This is a genomic window from Pseudomonas sp. RA_15y_Pfl1_P11 (genome assembly GCF_963970975.1).
Taxonomy (GTDB): Bacteria; Pseudomonadota; Gammaproteobacteria; order Pseudomonadales; family Pseudomonadaceae; genus Aquipseudomonas; species Aquipseudomonas tritici.
The window spans coordinates 224,992-241,864 of record NZ_CAXAOY010000008.1 but is presented as its reverse complement, the minus strand read 5'-3'; the positions used below and the strand labels follow the sequence as shown (position 1 = coordinate 241,864).

Below are 16,873 nucleotides of genomic sequence, written 5' to 3'. Positions count from 1 at the left end.
CCCACTCGGGTGCTGACACACCAGTGCTGGCTACGGCCTTTGCCCCGCACGCGTTCTATAACCTTACGATGAACCAGTTTGATGCGCGACAGCGCTACGTCGAAGATGTAGTGGGGCCTCCCACATTGTCAATGTGTGGCGGCCTTCAGGCATTTGAGTGCCTTGAATTCGCTGCGCACCCCATCAATCTTCTGCGTCAGCTTCAAGCGTTGTTGCGCACTACTGTCACCCATCAGGTCGACCAACAGACTGCGCGCTGCCGCTTCTGTCTGGGCATAAGCGGCGCGGTATTGCGGGGTCCACAAACTTTCCCGATCCACCAGCAGCTGCTGCATTTTCTGCGGAAAGTCGGTGCTACCGCGGTGTTGCACGGCGTCGATGAATTGAGCCTGCCACTGCGCACGGTTGCCGATCCATCCCGTGTTCTGGTCTCCCAAAGCGAGCGACCAGGCCGTTACGCGACTTTGCTGACGGGTGCTGAGCGGGCCGATCCACGCATCCAGGCGCTTGCTCATACGCTCGGCGCGCTCTTTGATCTGCTGGGCGAGGGGCGGCTTGAGGTATTCATCCCGGCGCTTGCGTAGATCCTTGGCCAATGCCTCGTTCATTTCCCTGACCTGCTGATCGTCCAGGCCCTTGAGCAGTTCGATGGCTGATGGCGTGATCTCACGGGCGATCTCGTCAATAGCCTGCTTGGCCTCGACAGTTCTGGACTGTAGTGCGGCTTCGGTGACTTGATTGTTGTCGACCATCTGTTGCAGGCGATCCAGCCAATCCAGATAAACCGGCAGTTGCGTGGTGCAGTGCCAGGCCAGGTGTTCCTTGAGTCTGTCGTTGAACCAGCTCTTTTGCCCGGCGTTCATGTCCAGATAATCGTTGAGGGTCCAGGGGATGATCACGTCCAGGTTGCGGTAGGCCAGGCCCACACGATTGCAGCCGGCGAGCATCAGGCTCACGGTCAGTAATACCACCAGTAATTTGAGCCGACGCAGCATGGGCGGGTCCTTCGCGGAATGGGGTGTCACATGTGAACCCGCGCTGGGCGCGACAGTTCAGCCCATTAATAGAACGTCCGCGCAGCCTTCAACGTCAACAGACCATCGCATTGCGAATTATGTCCGGAATACGCCGAGCAATCCCCGCCGCTCAGGCTGGAGTCGCTGTAGATCAGGTTCAGGTCAACGCCCATCCAGTCCCGCGAGAACTGCACCGACCAGTCACTGAAGGCGCGGATGGAGCCGCCGTCCACCGAGACTGGAGTGCCCAACTGATGAGTGGTGTATTTCATGCTGACCCCAATGCCGAAAGGCTGGGTGCCGCCGAGGTCGGCAAATAGGGTGCTGTCTTGGCGGTCCGGGTCGTTGCTGAAGGAGGCGCCAAAGCGATTGCCCAGCAGGTTCAGGCCGCCGTAGAACTCCTGGCTGTCGAGGGGGCTGAGCTTGGGGTAGCTGTAATGGATCAAGCCCACTTCGTAGCCTAAGGTCTGGTCGAAGGGGTGTTTGAAACCCATGTAGGAATCGACTTCGAGGGTGCTGGCTGAGGACAAGCCCATATTTGGGGAAAACTGGCCGAAGTACAGGCCGCTGTCGTGGCTCAGGTCCAACCCGCCATGGAACGAGTCGCTGCCAGGCGACGTCGGCTTGACCAAGCCCTGCGCCATGCTGCGGCTGGGAGTGGTGCCCAATTTCAAATCGAAATCGCCAAATTCGCGCTGAAAGATTTGCGCTTCGGCGAAGGGGCTGGCCAGCAGGGCTGCGACCAGGAAAATACAGGATTTGAGCATGCTTCACACCATGAAAAGCGAGGAGCAGTGACGAAGGACATCGGGCAGATGCCCGCGTTAGACGCGTGCAAGCATACCGGCGAATGCCGGCAGGTGAGGCCCGTTCGTCGATTCATGCAAATATGTGGATGATTGGAGAGGGTATTTCGAACTCTAGTCCTAGCGCCTTGAGGGCAAGACGCTTAGGGACCAGGCGTGTTGCACAGTATTACTTTTTACCCAAGCTGATCTGCTTGGATGGGCCGAAAGTCTGGCCGCTCACGCCTTTGGCAATTTGCTGGATTTCGCCGCCGGACTTAAGGAACGCAGCGATCTGGCTGTTGATCGATTCGCTGGTTTCAACGGCTGGAGCTGGCTTTGCTTTGCTGTTGGATGCTTTTACACGCATGGCGGCCACTAACCTGTAGAAAATTAACTTGGCCAGGCATCGTACAGGAAATACTTGACAATTGCTTGGTAAATATCTCCCGGGAATAAGTGCTGCGGCCGGAAATGGTAAAGTTTCATTGTTGAAATAAACCCCCTAACTTATTGTTTTAATTCGAAACCATGGGGTGGACGACGGTTGGCGGCTTGGAAAAACCAGCCGGTTGATCGGACGAGCGGGGGCTGTGCGTTGGGTGGTGCTATTGCTAGGCCACGTCAGCCCGCGTTTTTTCAGGCGCCCGCGCGTGGCGGGTCCAACTCGGGTAGAATGCCGCTCACGCAATGAGGGTATTTGGACATGGCTTTAGTCGGGCGCTACAACAGCTTGCAAGTGGTAAAACACACTAACTTCGGTTTGTACCTGGATGGTGCGCAAGACGGTGAAATCCTCTTGCCTAATCGGTATATCCCTAAAGATATTCCCAGCGAAGATGAAGACTGGCTTAACGTTTTCATCTATCTGGACAGCGATGACAAACTCATCGCCACCACTGAAAAACCAAAAGTTCAAGTGGGCGAATTCGCCAGTTTGAAAGTGGTGGAAGTCAACAGTATTGGCGTGTTCCTTGACTGGGGCTTGCCCAAGGATCTGTTGCTGCCGTACTCGGAAGAAAAACGCCAGATGACCGCAGGTGAATACTGCGTGGTGCACGTTTATCTCGACAAACACACCAAGCGCATCACCGCCACTGCACGCCTGGATCGTTACCTGGACAAAACGCCGGCGAACTACCAGGTGGGCCAGGAAGTCGACCTGCTGGTGGCTGAAGCCACTGATATGGGTTTCAAGGCGATCATCAACAACAAGCATTGGGGCCTGATCCACAAGAACGAAGTGTTCAAGTTCCTGCGCCCGGGCAAGGAAGAAAAGGGCTTTATCAAAGAGATCCGCGCTGACGGCAATATCAGCCTGAGCCTGCAACCGGTCGGCCAGGAAGCAGCCTCCAGCCTGAACGCGAAGATCCTCGCCAAGTTGCGTGAAAACAACGGCACCTTGCCGGTCAGCGACAAAAGCGACCCGACGGTCATCAGTAACGTGTTCGGCGTGAGCAAGGGCAACTTCAAGAAAGCCATTGGTGCGCTGTATAAGCAGGGCCAGATCGTGATTCACGCGGATCGCATTGAACTAAGCTGATCGCACTTTGCTCTTCTGTAGGCGCCGTCCGGTGCCTACAGAGGTTTCATCAATGACCAAGAAAACGCTCTTCGCCTACCTCGGCACTCTGCTCGCGTTCCTGATCCTGGACGGCCTCTGGCTTGGCGTCCTCATGGGACCCACCTACAAATCCCTGCTGGGTCCACTGATGCTGGATCAGCCCCGCCTGTTGCCCGCGACATTCTTCTATCTCCTTTATGTACTGGGTTGCGTAGTGTTCGTGGTCTTGCCCAGCACCCGTTGGCAACGCGCCGCCCGCCTTGGAGCCTTGCTTGGCCTGGTTGCCTACGGCACCTATGACCTGAGCAACTGGGCCACGCTGCAAGGTTGGTCCGCGCAGTTGGCAATCATGGACATGGCCTGGGGCACCTTTCTGACTGCGGCGTGCTGTACGGTGGGCTACTTGTGTGCACATCGAGTGCACCGTTGATTGTGTACAGGATTGATGTGCACCGTAGCTGAGCGTAGTCCCTGCTTCTAGACCTGTATCAATCGCTTTGGAACACCGTATCAAAGGGATTGCGCTCAATTGGCACGCATTCTGCTGACTGTCTCGTATACAAACCATACCGCCTCCCGTATGCACCCCGTGACGGAAGCGCAGGCCGGTATTTCGAGGAGCCCAGCGATGACCGAACAATTGCCCAAAGGCTACAGCCCGCGCCTGTATAACAAGGACTTGGGCCCACTGCCGCAAAAGTGGACCTGGTACAACATATTCGCCTTCTGGATGAGCGACGTGCACAGCGTTGGCGGCTATGTGTTCGCCGCCAGCCTATTCGCCCTGGGGCTGGCCAGTTGGCAGGTGTTGATCGCCTTGCTCGCCGGTATTTGCATTGTGCAGTTGATCGCCAACCTGGTGGCTAAGCCGAGCCAGCAGGCCGCTGTGCCTTACCCCGTGATTTGTCGGCTGGCGTTCGGCGTGTTCGGTGCGAATATCCCTGCTGTGATTCGTGGCTTTATCGCCGTGGCCTGGTACGGGATCCAGACGTATTTGGCATCAAGTGCGTTGATCATTGTGGTGCTGCGCTTCTTCCCACAGATGGCGGTGTATGCCGAACCGCATTTTGCAGGCCTGTCCTACCTTGGCTGGTTTGGTTTCCTGAGTCTGTGGCTGCTGCAGGCGGCCGTGTTCTGGGCTGGTATGGAGTCTATTCGCCGCTTTATCGATTGGGCGGGGCCGGTGGTGTATGCGGTGATGTTTGCCCTGGCCGGCTGGATCGTGTGGAAGGCGGGTTGGTCGAATATCAGCTTCACGCTGTCAGAGAAATCCCTGTCGGGTTGGCAGGCGTTTGGCCAGGTGATCGTGGCCACCGCGCTGGTGGTGTCGTACTTCTCCGGGCCAACCCTGAATTTCGGTGACTTCAGCCGCTACTGCCGCAGCATGCAGGACGTACGACGCGGCAACTTCTGGGGGCTGCCGGTGAATTTCCTGGCGTTTTCCCTGGTCACCGTGGTGATCGTCTCGGGCACCTTGCCGGTGTTCGGCGAAATGCTGCATGACCCGATTGCCACGGTTTCGCGCATCGATAACAGCATGGCGGTGTTGCTCGGTGCCTTTGCCTTTGTCACCGCGACCATTGGCATCAATATTGTCGCCAACTTCGTTTCCCCGGCGTTTGACTTCGCCAACGTCGCGCCGAGCAAAATCAGTTGGCGTGCGGGAGGGATGATCGCCGCGGTGGCGTCGATCTTTATCACGCCGTGGAACCTGTTCAATAACCCGCTGATGATCCACTACACCCTGGATATCCTCGCCGCCTTTATCGGACCACTGTTCGGGATTCTGATGGTAGATTTCTACCTGATCAAAAAACAGAAGATCGACGTGGATGCACTGTTTGATGACAGCCCCAGCGGGCGCTACTACTTCGACGGTGGCGTGAACTGGACGGCGGTCAAGGCGCTGGTGCCGGCGACGCTGGTGGGTGTCGCGATCACCTTTACTCCGGCGTTGCAGGTTATGGCCAACTTCGCTTGGTTTACCGGCTGCTTCCTGGGTGGGCTGTTTTTCCTGGTGTTGGCTCGGCGTGAGCAGATTCGTGTGCCTGGGCCGCTGGTTGTCGGCTGAGCAGTACCGAGCCCGCTATTAAAAGGCCCGCGCCGGCAATCGCCAGCGCGGGTTGCAACCCGCCGCTGAGGTGGCTGCTGACCGATGCCAGCAAAGGGCCGCTCAGTTGGCCGATGGCAAAGCTGGCGGTCAGCAGCCCGGTACTGCGCTGGTAGCCGTGGGGCGCGACGTCCCGCAGGCGAGCCATCACCAACTGCATGCAGGCCAGGAACGGCCCGCCACACAGCAGCACGCCCAGCGCCAAACCCCAGCCATTGCCGAACAGACAGGCGAACACACCGGCCGCTTGCAGCCACAGCGTGGTCATCAGCCAGCGGCGCGTGGTGTGCGGGTCCTTGCGGCGCAGGCTCGCCACTCCCACGCCAATCGCTGCGGCCAGGCCAAAGCACGGCCAGAACAGATCGGCCTGCCAGGCGCCTTTGAACTGAGCGCTGGCCATCTGCGACAGGAAGGTTGCCGGAATGATGTAGCCAAGGCCGAACAGCACGTAGATCCAGCACAAATGCGCGATGCTGCCGTTGCTGCCTACCTCGGTGCCGCTGGCAACCGCTGGGCCATCGGCATAAGGCCTGGGCAGGAAAGGCAGGATTGCCAACAACATCACCAGCGCCACCACGCCATACACCAGCCACAACGTTGCCGAGTTTTGCTCCAGCAGGTTGGAGCCCAGGGCCAGTAACCCGGTCAACAGTATCCCCAACCCTGGTCCGGCGAATACCAAGGCGCCCAGGCGTGGACGCCCGGCTGCAATCGCCAATGGTTGGCTGAGGCTGGTGATCATCACCAGTGCCCATGCACTCGCGACACCGGTACCAAAGCGCAGCAATAAGTGCGGCCAGAACCCATAAGCCCAATACGACGCCAGCGTCAGCAACACACACAACCATAAGCCGCCATACAAGCGCCCGCGCACCTGGTGGTGCCTGCGCGCAAAGATCGAATCCACCGCGCCGACGAAGTAGCCCAGGTAGTTGGCGGCAGCGATCAGGCCTGCGCCGGTCAGGTCGATCTGCCCCTCACTGAGCAGGTGCGGCATTTGTGGGGTGAGGGCGAAGCGGCCAATGCCCATCGCCATCATCAGGGCGACAAAGCTGGCAAGTAAGCGAATCAAGGGAGACATGGTCAAATTTCCTGCGGGTAAGCGAATACCCACAGGCTAAAGCTGATTGACTTTCTGTAAAATTGAATAATAGTGAGCAACTTGTTCAGTTTTGGAGAAAGGTATGGAGTTCAGTCAATTGCGCATTTTCCAGGCCGTGGCCGAAGAGGGCTCCATCACCCGCGCCGCCGAGCGTCTGCATCGGGTGCCGTCGAACCTGTCGACCCGGCTCAAGCAGATGGAGGAACAGCTCGGCGTCGAGCTGTTCGTGCGTGAACGCCAACGCTTGCAGCTTTCTCCGGCAGGCAAGGTGTTGCTCGACTACAGCACCCGTCTGCTGGCGTTGCACGACGAAGCCCATGGCGCCGTGCAAGGCGGGCAACCGGCTGGAGATTTTGTGTTGGGCAGCATGTACAGCACGGCAGCGGTTCACTTGCCCAAGCTGCTGGCGCGCTATCACAAGGCTTATCCGATGGTGAACCTGCAAGTGCAATCGGCGCCCAGCGGTGAGTTGCTCGAAGGCTTGATCACCGGTCGTCTGGATGCTGCATTCGTGGACGGCTCCATCACCATCGCGTCCCTGGACGGCGTCGCCCTGTGCGAGGAACGATTGGTGCTGATATGCGAGGCCGATCACCCGCCGGTGCGCGGGCCGCAGGATGTGGCCGGGCGTTCAGTGTTCACCTTCCGCCGCAGTTGCGCTTATCGCACTCGCCTGGAAACCTGGTTTTCCCACGAGCGTGTGGCCATGGGGCGGGCAATCGAGATTGAATCCTATCAAGGCATGCTCGCCTGCGTGATTGCCGGCTCCGGCGTGGCGTTGATGTCCGAGTCCATGCTCGAGAGCCTTCCAGGCAAGGAAAATGTGTCCGTTCATCCGCTGATGGGGCCTTTTGCCACTGCGACCACCTGGCTGATGTGGCGAAAGGGTATGCTCGGCGCTAACCTCAATGCATGGATCGACGTTCAGCAAGAGGGCAGGGCAGAGGTCCTGCGAGACGCACGTGCAATTGCTTGAACGATCCGTCAGGATTTGAATCAATTCAGTAATAGTTCGTTGTGGTTTCGTTCATGCATTACGTAGGACTTAGGGCTACTATCAATGTAGGAAAAGGCGACAGAACTTGCGCCTACCAGCATTACCCTCAAGGGGGGCAACCATGAAAGAGAAAATTCAAAACTGGCTCCATGATCTGGGTGTTGCACTGGGCTTGATCGAGCCTCCGCTACAACCGGTGCCTATTCGCACAGATGATGAGCAGCGCCGCCCGCGCCGCAGGTAAGTCCTGAAGCGCTCATGCGATCGATTCGTTGATCGTGCGGGCGCTGTGCAATGGGGTGTTTTTCAGGGCGTGCTCGGTTCCCTGTCATTCGGGCGCAGCCGCAGTTTGTTCCCTACCGCTTTACTGAATTATCTGACGAGACCAGGGTTGTCGTCGGACCCTTCTTCCTATCCTGTCATCCGTGTCTTTTTCCGGTTCGTCCTTCTCTATTTTCGTCTTCACAAGGACGCAAGGGTAGTGGGATGTCGAGCATTGATGGCGAAGGTATGGTGATTTCCGACAGGGTTGAGCGTCGTAGGTTTCTATCGATTGAGCAGGCAGATTTGCGTAGCGTGCGTGCCTTGGTGATTCACCAGACGGATGCCCCAAATTGAACAACGCATGGATTGGTATGGGCCTCTTTAGTCCAGGAAATCATCCAGCAAACTCACACTTGAGCGTTGAGGGATAAAAAACGGGTGCGACATCCGACGTCGCACCCGCTGAAGAAACCGCTCTACATTCTGTTATGCATCACACAGCCCGAGCCACCACCGCCTCCGGCTTACGCGACAACAAACTCACCAGTACAAAACTCACCAGCCCGACCGCCAGGCTGTAGTAAATCGGCGTGTTCGCATCCAGCCCGTCCTTGAACATAAATACCAGCGCCGTCACAAACCCCAAGGTCATTGAGCTAATCGCCCCCGACGTCGTCGCGCGCTTCCAGAAGATCGCCCCCATCAACGGAATCAACATACCGCCCACCAGCAGGTTGTAGGCCAGGGTCAGTGCGCTGATCACATCGTTCACTACCAGTGCGATACCCAGCACGGCAATACCGGTCAGCATCGTGAACAAACGGTTGATCGCCAGGCTCGACTGTTTACCGCCACGCAGGCGCGGCAGCAGGTCTTCGGTGAGGACGGTGGAGGCGGCCAACAAACCGGCGCTGGCCGTGGACATCATCGCCGCGAGAGCCGCGGCAATCACCAGGCCGCGAATCCCGTCGGGCAGCGACACTTTCACGATCGCGGCAAAGGCGTTGTTGACGTTATCCAGGTCCGGAATCAGCACCTGCGCCGCCATGCCGATCAGTGCACAGGCCAGGCCGTAGAGGATGCAGTAGAAGCCGGCGAAGGTGCCTGCGTATTGTGCGACTTTTTCGTCACGCGCGGTGAACACCCGTTGCCAAATGTCCTGGCCGATCAGGATGCCGAAGAAGTAGATCATGAAGTAGGTGATGATCGTGTCCCAGCCGATGGCGGTGAAGCTGAAGCTCGACGCCGGCAGCTTGGCCACCAGCTCGTCCCAGCCGCCAACGCGATACAGGCAGATTGGAAGCAGGATAAACATCAGGCCAACGGTCTTGATCACGAACTGCACAATATCGGTCAGCGTCAGCGACCACATGCCGCCGATGGTCGAATACACCACCACCACGCCACCGCCGAGCAGCACCGAAATCCAGAACGGCAGGCCGAACAGCACTTGCAACACCGTGGCGATGGCCAGGATCGAGGTCACGCCGATCATCAGCGCATACGCCAGCATGATCACCGCACTGGCCTGACGCGCCATGGGGTTGTAGCGCTTTTCCAGGACCTGGGTGACGGTGAAGATCTTCAGCTTGAGCAGCGGCTTGGCGAGGAACAGGTTCAGCGCAACGATGCCCATGCCCAGCGCGGCACATAGCCAGAAGCCGGAGATGCCATGCACATAACCCAGGCGCACGGTGCCGACTGTCGATGCGCCGCCCAGTACCGTGGCCGCCATGGTGCCCATGTACAGTGACGGGCCCAGGTTGCGCCCGGCCACCAGGTAGTCCTCATGGGTCTTGGCGCGACGCATGCCGTAATAGCCGAGCACGAGCATGCCGGCCGCGTAGATGAGTACGACGAATAAATCCAAAGCCATGGCGGCGAGTCTCCAATTATCTTTTTTTTGAGGATCAGGCGGCGGGTTGCAGTGCCGGTTTAACGCCCGCATCCATGCGCTTAGTGCGGGGATCGGTTGGGCCGTAGACAGCCGCCGGTTCCGGAAACACACGCAGCAAGGTCAGGTACACCACCGACGCCAGCCCCAGCGTGACCGGCAGGCTGATATCAATTCCATCGGCCAGGTTGCCCAGCGGCCCGACAAACTGCCCCGGCAGGTTGACAAAGCACAGGCCCACCAGCGCACTCGGAATCCACGCCCCCAGCCCGCGCCAGTTCCACCCATGGCTGAACCAGTAGCGTCCGCCGGTTTCACCACGGGTGAACACCTGCAGGTCATCCGGGCAGTAGAAGCCGCGACGCACAATCAGCCCCATGATCATCATCACCATCCACGGGGTGGTGCAGGTGATGATCAGCACGGCGAAGGTCGACACGCTCTGCACCAGGTTGGCGGCGAAGCGTCCGATAAAGATGAAGGCAATCGACATCACCCCAATCAGCAGCGTGGCCTTGACCCGCGACAACAGGCGCGGGAACACGCTGGACATGTCCAACCCGGTGCCATACAACGATGTAGTGCCGGTGGACATGCCACCGATCACCGCGATCAAACACACCGGCAGGAAGAACCAGGTCGGTGAGACCGCCAGCAAACCGCCGACATAGTTATTCGCCACGATGTAGTCCGGCGCCTTGATCGCCACGATGGTCGCGGTGGCCAGGCCGAACAGGAACGGGATCAAGGTGGCAATCTGTGCCAGGACCACCGCCAGCATGATGCGCATTTTCGACGTCTCACGCGGGATGTAGCGCGACCAGTCGCCGAGGAACGCGCCGAAGGAAATCGGGTTGCTCATGGCTACCAGCGCGGCGCCGATAAAGGCCGCCCAGAAACCGGTCTGCCCCATCGCTACGGTGCCGGCAAAATGGCGGTCGAAAGCCGGGGCAAAGGCGAAGATCCCCAGCAGAAACAGCAGGCTCGCCGCCCACACCGCGATGCGGTTGACCCACAACATGAAGCGAAAGCCGTAGATGCACACCGTCAGTACGAGAAGGGCGAACACGCCGTAGGCCAGGCCCAGGCTCAGGTCGGTTTCCGGCAGGCCGATCAGACGTTTTGCACCGCCCACCAACGCATCGCCTGAACTCCATACCGACAGTGAGAAGAAGGCAATCGCCGTCAGCAGCGACAGAAACGAGCCGACAATCCGCCCGTGCACGCCGAAGTGCGCACCGGAAGACACCGCATTGTTGGTGCCATTGATCGGCCCGAACAGTCCCATGGGCGCCAGGATCAGCGCACCCACCAGCACGCCCAGCACAATCGCCCAGACGCCGGCCTGAAATGACAAGCCGAACAGCACCGGGAAAGAACCCAGCACCGCGGTGGCAAAGGTATTGGCTCCGCCGAAGATCAGCCGGAACAGATCCTTGGGTGTGGCGGTGCGTTCGTGGTCCGGGATCTGCTCGACCCCGTTGGTTTCTATCTTGCGAATACGTTTACCGTTGTTTTTATTATTCATGATCAGCTCCGATCATATTGGCTAAGGGGGCGGGAGCCCTTCCGGCATAGCGGACAAATGTTCGTGACAGGCCAGCCACAGGCCTTGTTTTTGTTGTGTGCCAGACCCTTGCCGTCTAAAGACAATGGTCTCGCGCTCCTGGCTAAAGAATTGCTCCCCTTGCATGCGCAACTCGGTGGCCACGTCATGCATGAAAATCGCCACGTCACCCTGCTGGCTGACAAAGGCGTTGCTCGAGGTGCATGACAGCACCTCGAACCCCTCGTCCCGGCGCCAACTGTCCCACAGCGCCTGGTAGGCATCGCGACTGAGCAGTGGTTGGGGGAGGGTGTAGAACACAAAGCTGGCATCGGCCGTGAACGCGCCGAAGTACGCGGCGCGGTCATTACGAGCGAAGGCCGCTACCAGGTCGGCGGCGGCTTGCAGCACTTCGTGCGTGCTCATCAGCGGTGTGCCACGCCTGGCAGTACGCAGAGCATTTCGTACAGCAGGTTAGCGCCCAGCAGTGAGGTGTTACCGGTGGTGTCGTAGGGCGGCGAAACTTCTACCAGGTCGCAACCAATCAGGTCGAGGCCCTGGCAGCCACGGATGATTTCGATGGCCTGGATCGTGGTCAGCCCGCCGATTTCCGGGGTGCCGGTGCCTGGCGCCCAGGCCGGGTCGATACCGTCGATGTCGAAGCTCAGGTACACCGGGCCGCCGCCGACTTTTTCACGCACTTCGGCCATTAATGGCGCGAGGGAGTGGTGCCAGCATTCTTCGGCCTGGACCACGCGGAAACCTTGTTTGCGGCTCCAGTTGAAATCTTCGGCGGTGTAGCCCTGGGCGCGCAGGCCTATCTGCACCACGCGGTCACAATCGAGCAGGCCTTCTTCGACGGCGCGGCGGAAGGTGGTGCCGTGGGCGATTTTCTCGCCGAACATATGGTCGTTGACATCGGCGTGGGCATCGATGTGCACCAGCCCTACCTTGCCATGTTTTTTATGGATCGCCCGCAGGATCGGCAGGGTGATGGTGTGGTCGCCACCCAGCGTCATCGGGATCACGCCGTGCTCGAGGATCTCGTCGTAGGCTTCTTCGATGATGCGCACGGCGTCGAGCAGGTTGAAGGTGTTGATCGCCACGTCGCCGATGTCCGCCACCGACAGCGAGTCGAACGGCGCGGCGCCGGTTGCCATGTTGTAGGGGCGGATCATCACTGATTCAGCGCGGATTTCACGCGGACCGAAGCGGGTGCCGGCGCGCAGCGAGGTGCCGATGTCCAGCGGCACGCCGACAAAAGCGGCGTCCAGGCCCTTGGCCGATTGCAGGTGGGGAAGGCGCATCATGGTGGCGATGCCGGCAAAGCGCGGCATTTCGTTGCCGCCCAGTGGTTGGTGAAAAATCTTGTCCACGGGAGTGCCTCATCGTTGTTTTGTTTATTAGGGGCCGATTCTGCGAAATCCCTGGAAACGAAAGAATCGCCAGGGGCAAATACTTAGTTCAGATTTTTCTAAACTAATGGCTGAGGTAAACTCGGTTCAAATGTGGGCTTGCTCGCGAATGCGGTGTGTCATTCAAAGATCGTTTGACTGATCCACCGCATTCGCGAGCAAGCCCGCTCCCAGAGGATTTTGTGTGTGCCTTCGGAGACCCCATGGCCAGTGCTCTGCCCGACCTGAAACTCTTGCGCATCTTCGTCAGCGTCGTGCGGCACCAGGGGTTCGCCAATGCCCAGCACGCACTCAACCTGTCGACGTCGGCCATCAGCACTTATATGAGCCAATTGGAATCGGCGCTGGGGCTGGTGTTGTGCCATCGCGGCCGGGGCGGCTTCAGCCTGACCAGCAAGGGCGAGTTGTTCCATCAGGAAACCCTTCGCCTGCTCGGTGAGTTGGAAGGGTTCGAGCAATACGCGGCGGCGTTGAAGGGCGAACTGCGCGGTACCCTCAAGCTCGGCGTGCTCGACTCCACCGTCAGCGACAAAGCCCTGCCGTTCGCCGAAGTCATCGGCGCCTACAGCCAGGAACACCCGGCGGTGCACCTGCACTTGTCGGTGATGAGCCCTTACGAACTGCAATTGGGCGTGCAGGACAATCGCCTGGACCTGGCCATCGGCGCTTTCTCCAACCGCATGAGCGGGCTGATCTACATGCCGCTGTATCGCGAGCAGCATTGGTTGTATTGCAGCACCCGGCATCCTCTATTCAATGAACGGCGTATCCCCGAGCAAGTCATCACCCAACAACGCATGGTCGGTCGTGGCTACTGGAGCCAGGCCGAACTGGCGCGCCACGGTTTCAAGCACAGCGCCGCGACCGTGGAAAGTATGGAAGCGCAGTTGATCCTGGTGCTGTCCGGCGCCTATATCGGCTACCTGCCCGAGCACTACGCCCAGGCCTGGGCCGACAAGGGCGACCTGCGCGTGTTGCTGCCGGCGACCTTCGGCTACCAGGCGCCGTTCTCGATGATCATGCGCCGCGGCCGCAGCCGTGAACCACTGATCCAGACCTTCCGCGACTTGCTCAAAGCCCAGCTCAACCAGGCCTGAAACCACTATGTCCAGACCCCAATGCACCCGCTGCTTGCGGCCCACCACCCACTGCCTGTGCGCGCTGATCCCCAGCCTCGACAGCCGCACCCGCGTATTGCTGTTGCAGCACCCGAGTGAGGTCAACCATGCGCTGAACACTGCGCGTTTGGCGGCGTTGGGGTTGAACAATGCGCAATTGGTAGTGGGGGAGACGTTTGATGACTTGCCTACCTTGCTGAATCCGCACGGCTACCAAGCGCGACTATTGTTTCCTGCAGAGGACGCGCAGCCGCTGCAAGCCTATGCTCCCGGTGATCAGCCCGTGTTGTTGGTCGTTCCCGACGGCACCTGGCGCAAGGCGCGCAAACTGCTGCACCTCAATCCATTGTTGGCGGCGTTGCCCCGGGTAACGTTGGCCGAGGGCGCCGTTTCCCGGTATCGGCTGCGCAAGGCGCCAGGGCCGGGTGCCTTGTCCACAGTGGAAGCCATTGTGCAGGCATTGCAAGTGCTGGAAGCCCCCTCCTCATTCGAACCATTGCTCAAGCCCTTCGAAGCATTGATCGAAGGCCAGATTGCGGCGATGGGGGAGGAGGTTTTTCAGCGAAACCACGGCGATGGACGACTGGGTTAGCAGGCTGACCGCGTCGCGGCCATCGCAGGCAAGCCAGCGCTCACAGGAGAATGTACTCCAAGCGTCGGAGCGGGCTCCCAGGCAACACATTCTCTGCTTATGCCTTTAAGCCATAAGCACCGCACTTTGCGTGATATGGCCTGCCGGGCTTTCCCGGTATGATGTCCGCCCCCGCAGTCTGGATTGCGAATACGCCATGACCTTGCAGTACCCTACAATCGCCGATTGCGTCGGCAACACGCCCCTGGTCCGCTTGCAACGCATGGCGGGCGAAACCAGCAATACCTTGTTGCTCAAGCTCGAAGGCAACAACCCGGCCGGCTCCGTCAAGGACCGTCCGGCGTTGTCGATGATCACCCGCGCCGAGTTGCGCGGGCAGATCAAGCCGGGCGACACCCTGATCGAAGCCACCTCGGGTAACACCGGGATCGCCCTGGCCATGGCCGCCGCGATCAAGGGTTACAAGATGGTGCTGATCATGCCCGACAACAGCAGCGCCGAGCGCAAGGCCGCGATGACCGCCTATGGCGCCGAGTTGGTGCTGGTGACCCAGGAAGCAGGCATGGAAGGCGCGCGCGATCTCGCCGAACGCATGGCCGCCGAAGGCCGTGGCCAGGTGCTGGACCAGTTCGCCAACGGCGACAACCCCGAGGCGCACTACACCACCACCGGCCCGGAAATCTGGCGCCAGACCGGGGGCACCATCACCCATTTCGTCAGTTCGATGGGGACCACCGGCACCATCATGGGCAATTCGCGCTACCTCAAGGAGCAGAACCCCGAGATCCAGATTATCGGCCTGCAACCGATGGAAGGCTCTGCCATCCCGGGCATCCGCCGTTGGCCCGAAGAGTATCTGCCGAAGATCTACAACGCGACCCGCGTGGACCGCATCATCGACATGGCCCAGCGTGAAGCCGAAGACACCACCCGCCGCCTGGCCCGTGAAGAAGGCATCTTCTGCGGCGTGTCCTCCGGTGGCTCGGTGGCCGGTATGTTGCGATTGTCAAAAGAAGTGGAAAACGCGGTGATCGTTGCGATTATCTGTGACCGAGGCGACCGTTACCTGTCGACCGGCCTCTTCGACGAACCTCACTGATGGCCAAGCACGAGAGGGGGCTGCGTTTCCAACCGACGGGCGGCAGCCGAGCCCCTCAGATCCCCGTAGGAAAGAAACAACGCCTGACCATCGAACGCCTGGCCAATGACGGGCGCGGCATCGTGTTCTTTGAGGGCCGCACCTGGTTTGTGAATGGTGCGCTGGCCGGCGAAGAAGTCGAAGCACGGGTACTGGGCGCCCACGGCAAGATCGTCGAAGCGCGCACCGAACGTGTGTTCACCGCCAGCGAACTGCGTCGCCCGGCACCGTGCGCGCACGTTGGCCGCTGCGGCGGTTGCAGCGTGCAGCACTTGCCCCACGCCGAACAACTTGCCCTGAAACAGCGCATGCTCGCCGAGCAACTGTCCCGTGTGGCGGGTGTCGAACCGCAAGAGTGGGCTGCACCTTTGAGTGGCCCGGAGTTCGGTTACCGTCGCCGCGCCCGTGTGGCCGTGCGTTGGGATGCCAAGGCCAAACATCTGGAAGTCGGTTTCCGCGCCGTGGCCAGCCAAGACATCGTTGCCATCGATGATTGCCCGGTGCTGGTACAGGCCTTGCAACCGATCATGCAGCGCTTGCCGAACCTGTTGCGCCGGCTGAGCAAACCTCAGGCCCTGGGGCATGTGGAGCTGTTCAGCGGTACGTCCATCGCGTTATTGCTGCGGCATATGGCACCGTTGTCGGACGCGGACCTGCTGATCCTCAAAGAATTCTGCCATTTCCATGAAGCGCAATTATGGCTGCATGGCGAGGGCCAGCCGGAACCGGTCGAACCCGACTCGGTGTTGGGGTTTCGATTGGAACAGTGGGACCTGGAGTTGGCCTACCGGCCAGGTGACTTCGTGCAGGTCAACGCCGGGGTCAACGCGGCGATGGTCGCCCAGGCCTTGGAATGGCTGGCGCCACAACCCGACGAGCGGGTACTGGATCTGTTTTGCGGCCTGGGCAACTTTGCCCTGCCACTGGCGCGCCAGGTGCGTGAAGTGGTGGCGGTGGAAGGTGTGCAGGCCATGGTGGAGCGGGCTGCCGTCAATGCCGTCAGCAATGATTTGCATAATGCGCAGTTTTTTCAGGCCGATTTGTCCCAGCCTTTGACTGACGCAGAATGGGCCAAACAGGGCTTTTCTGCGGTACTCTTGGACCCACCGCGTGATGGTGCCCTGGAGGTTGTGCGCAAGCTTGCGACCCTCAAGGCCAAGCGTCTGGTGTATGTGTCCTGCAACCCAGCCACGCTGGCGCGGGACACGGTTGAGTTGGTCAAGCAAGGCTACCGGCTAAAACGTGCCGGGATTCTCGACATGTTTCCGCAAACCGCGCATGTCGAGGCCATGGCGTTATTTGAAGCGGGCTAGGATGCCCGTTTAATCCGAC

At 59.7% G+C, this 16,873-nt stretch carries 17 protein-coding genes; 9 read left to right on the top strand and 8 right to left on the bottom strand.

From position 1 onward, the window contains the following. Nucleotides 1–128: 128 nt before the first annotated feature. The 3 genes from AACY44_RS13390 to AACY44_RS13380 all read right to left on the bottom strand — a co-directional run bounded on the left by AACY44_RS13390 (nucleotide 129) and on the right by AACY44_RS13380 (nucleotide 2,171). Nucleotides 129–995: a DUF6279 family lipoprotein gene (locus AACY44_RS13390; protein ID WP_339437488.1), complete on the bottom strand. Its 867-nt coding sequence runs from the start codon at nucleotides 993–995 to the stop codon at nucleotides 129–131. A 65-nt stretch (nucleotides 996–1,060) separates the two neighbouring features. Next, the gene (locus tag AACY44_RS13385) at nucleotides 1,061–1,783 is read right to left on the bottom strand and encodes a TorF family putative porin (protein WP_339416719.1); all 723 of its coding nucleotides are present in this window, start codon (nucleotides 1,781–1,783) and stop codon (nucleotides 1,061–1,063) included. Nucleotides 1,784–1,991: 208 nt separating this feature from the next. Then, nucleotides 1,992–2,171 carry a hypothetical protein gene (locus AACY44_RS13380; RefSeq protein WP_003193095.1) on the bottom strand — a complete coding sequence of 60 codons (180 nt, stop codon included), beginning with the start codon at nucleotides 2,169–2,171 and terminating at the stop codon, nucleotides 1,992–1,994. A 336-nt stretch (nucleotides 2,172–2,507) separates the two neighbouring features. Here AACY44_RS13380 and AACY44_RS13375 point away from each other — a divergent pair, with 336 nt between their 5' ends. The 3 genes from AACY44_RS13375 (at nucleotide 2,508) to AACY44_RS13365 (ending at nucleotide 5,436) form a co-directional block, all read left to right on the top strand. Then, a complete protein-coding gene (locus AACY44_RS13375; RefSeq protein ID WP_339416717.1) occupies nucleotides 2,508–3,344 on the top strand; it encodes a CvfB family protein in 837 nt (278 codons plus the stop codon). A gap of 52 nt (nucleotides 3,345–3,396) precedes the next feature. Continuing rightward, a complete protein-coding gene (locus AACY44_RS13370; protein WP_339416715.1) occupies nucleotides 3,397–3,795 on the top strand; it encodes a DUF2177 family protein in 399 nt (132 codons plus the stop codon). Nucleotides 3,796–3,993: 198 nt separating this feature from the next. Further along, the gene (locus tag AACY44_RS13365) at nucleotides 3,994–5,436 is read left to right on the top strand and encodes an NCS1 family nucleobase:cation symporter-1 (protein WP_339416713.1); all 1,443 of its coding nucleotides are present in this window, start codon (nucleotides 3,994–3,996) and stop codon (nucleotides 5,434–5,436) included. On the opposite strand, the gene AACY44_RS13360 is transcribed toward AACY44_RS13365, so the two are convergent. After that, nucleotides 5,348–6,556, bottom strand: coding sequence for an MFS transporter (locus AACY44_RS13360; protein ID WP_339416711.1), 1,209 nt, complete (start codon nucleotides 6,554–6,556; stop codon nucleotides 5,348–5,350). The two genes, AACY44_RS13365 and AACY44_RS13360, sit on opposite strands and share 89 nt — an antisense overlap. A gap of 103 nt (nucleotides 6,557–6,659) precedes the next feature. Between AACY44_RS13360 and ptrR the strand changes: the two genes are divergently transcribed. Both ptrR and AACY44_RS13350 read left to right on the top strand, forming a co-directional pair. After that, entirely contained in the window at nucleotides 6,660–7,553 is an 894-nt protein-coding gene (ptrR, locus tag AACY44_RS13355) for a putrescine utilization regulator PtrR (protein ID WP_339416709.1), read from the top strand. Between the two features lie 142 nt (nucleotides 7,554–7,695). Then, on the top strand, nucleotides 7,696–7,818 hold the full coding sequence (locus tag AACY44_RS13350) for a PA1414 family protein (protein WP_003193089.1): 123 nt from the start codon (nucleotides 7,696–7,698) through the stop codon (nucleotides 7,816–7,818). 513 nt (nucleotides 7,819–8,331) lie between these two features. On the opposite strand, the gene AACY44_RS13345 is transcribed toward AACY44_RS13350, so the two are convergent. Genes AACY44_RS13345 through speB form a run of 4 tightly spaced genes read right to left on the bottom strand, consistent with a single transcriptional unit; the run spans nucleotide 8,332 to nucleotide 12,654 of the window. Beyond that, nucleotides 8,332–9,714, bottom strand: coding sequence for a sodium:solute symporter (locus AACY44_RS13345; RefSeq protein WP_339416707.1), 1,383 nt, complete (start codon nucleotides 9,712–9,714; stop codon nucleotides 8,332–8,334). 34 nt (nucleotides 9,715–9,748) lie between these two features. Further along, nucleotides 9,749–11,260: a purine-cytosine permease family protein gene (locus AACY44_RS13340; protein ID WP_339427395.1), complete on the bottom strand. Its 1,512-nt coding sequence runs from the start codon at nucleotides 11,258–11,260 to the stop codon at nucleotides 9,749–9,751. 21 nt (nucleotides 11,261–11,281) lie between these two features. Continuing rightward, nucleotides 11,282–11,704: a YybH family protein gene (locus AACY44_RS13335; protein WP_339416703.1), complete on the bottom strand. Its 423-nt coding sequence runs from the start codon at nucleotides 11,702–11,704 to the stop codon at nucleotides 11,282–11,284. Beyond that, on the bottom strand, nucleotides 11,704–12,654 hold the full coding sequence (gene speB / locus AACY44_RS13330; protein ID WP_049712093.1) for an agmatinase: 951 nt from the start codon (nucleotides 12,652–12,654) through the stop codon (nucleotides 11,704–11,706). Before speB ends, AACY44_RS13335 begins: the two co-directional genes overlap by 1 nt. Before the next feature lie 242 nt (nucleotides 12,655–12,896). Between speB and AACY44_RS13325 the strand changes: the two genes are divergently transcribed. The 4 genes from AACY44_RS13325 to rlmD all read left to right on the top strand — a co-directional run bounded on the left by AACY44_RS13325 (nucleotide 12,897) and on the right by rlmD (nucleotide 16,854). Continuing rightward, nucleotides 12,897–13,790: a LysR family transcriptional regulator gene (locus tag AACY44_RS13325; RefSeq protein ID WP_339416701.1), complete on the top strand. Its 894-nt coding sequence runs from the start codon at nucleotides 12,897–12,899 to the stop codon at nucleotides 13,788–13,790. Between the two features lie 7 nt (nucleotides 13,791–13,797). Then, nucleotides 13,798–14,403: a tRNA-uridine aminocarboxypropyltransferase gene (locus AACY44_RS13320; protein ID WP_339427396.1), complete on the top strand. Its 606-nt coding sequence runs from the start codon at nucleotides 13,798–13,800 to the stop codon at nucleotides 14,401–14,403. Nucleotides 14,404–14,599: 196 nt separating this feature from the next. After that, entirely contained in the window at nucleotides 14,600–15,502 is a 903-nt protein-coding gene (cysM, locus tag AACY44_RS13315; RefSeq protein ID WP_339416697.1) for a cysteine synthase CysM, read from the top strand. Further along, nucleotides 15,502–16,854: a 23S rRNA (uracil(1939)-C(5))-methyltransferase RlmD gene (gene rlmD / locus AACY44_RS13310; protein ID WP_339416695.1), complete on the top strand. Its 1,353-nt coding sequence runs from the start codon at nucleotides 15,502–15,504 to the stop codon at nucleotides 16,852–16,854. The genes cysM and rlmD overlap by 1 nt, the downstream gene beginning before the upstream one ends. Nucleotides 16,855–16,873 lie beyond the last annotated feature (19 nt).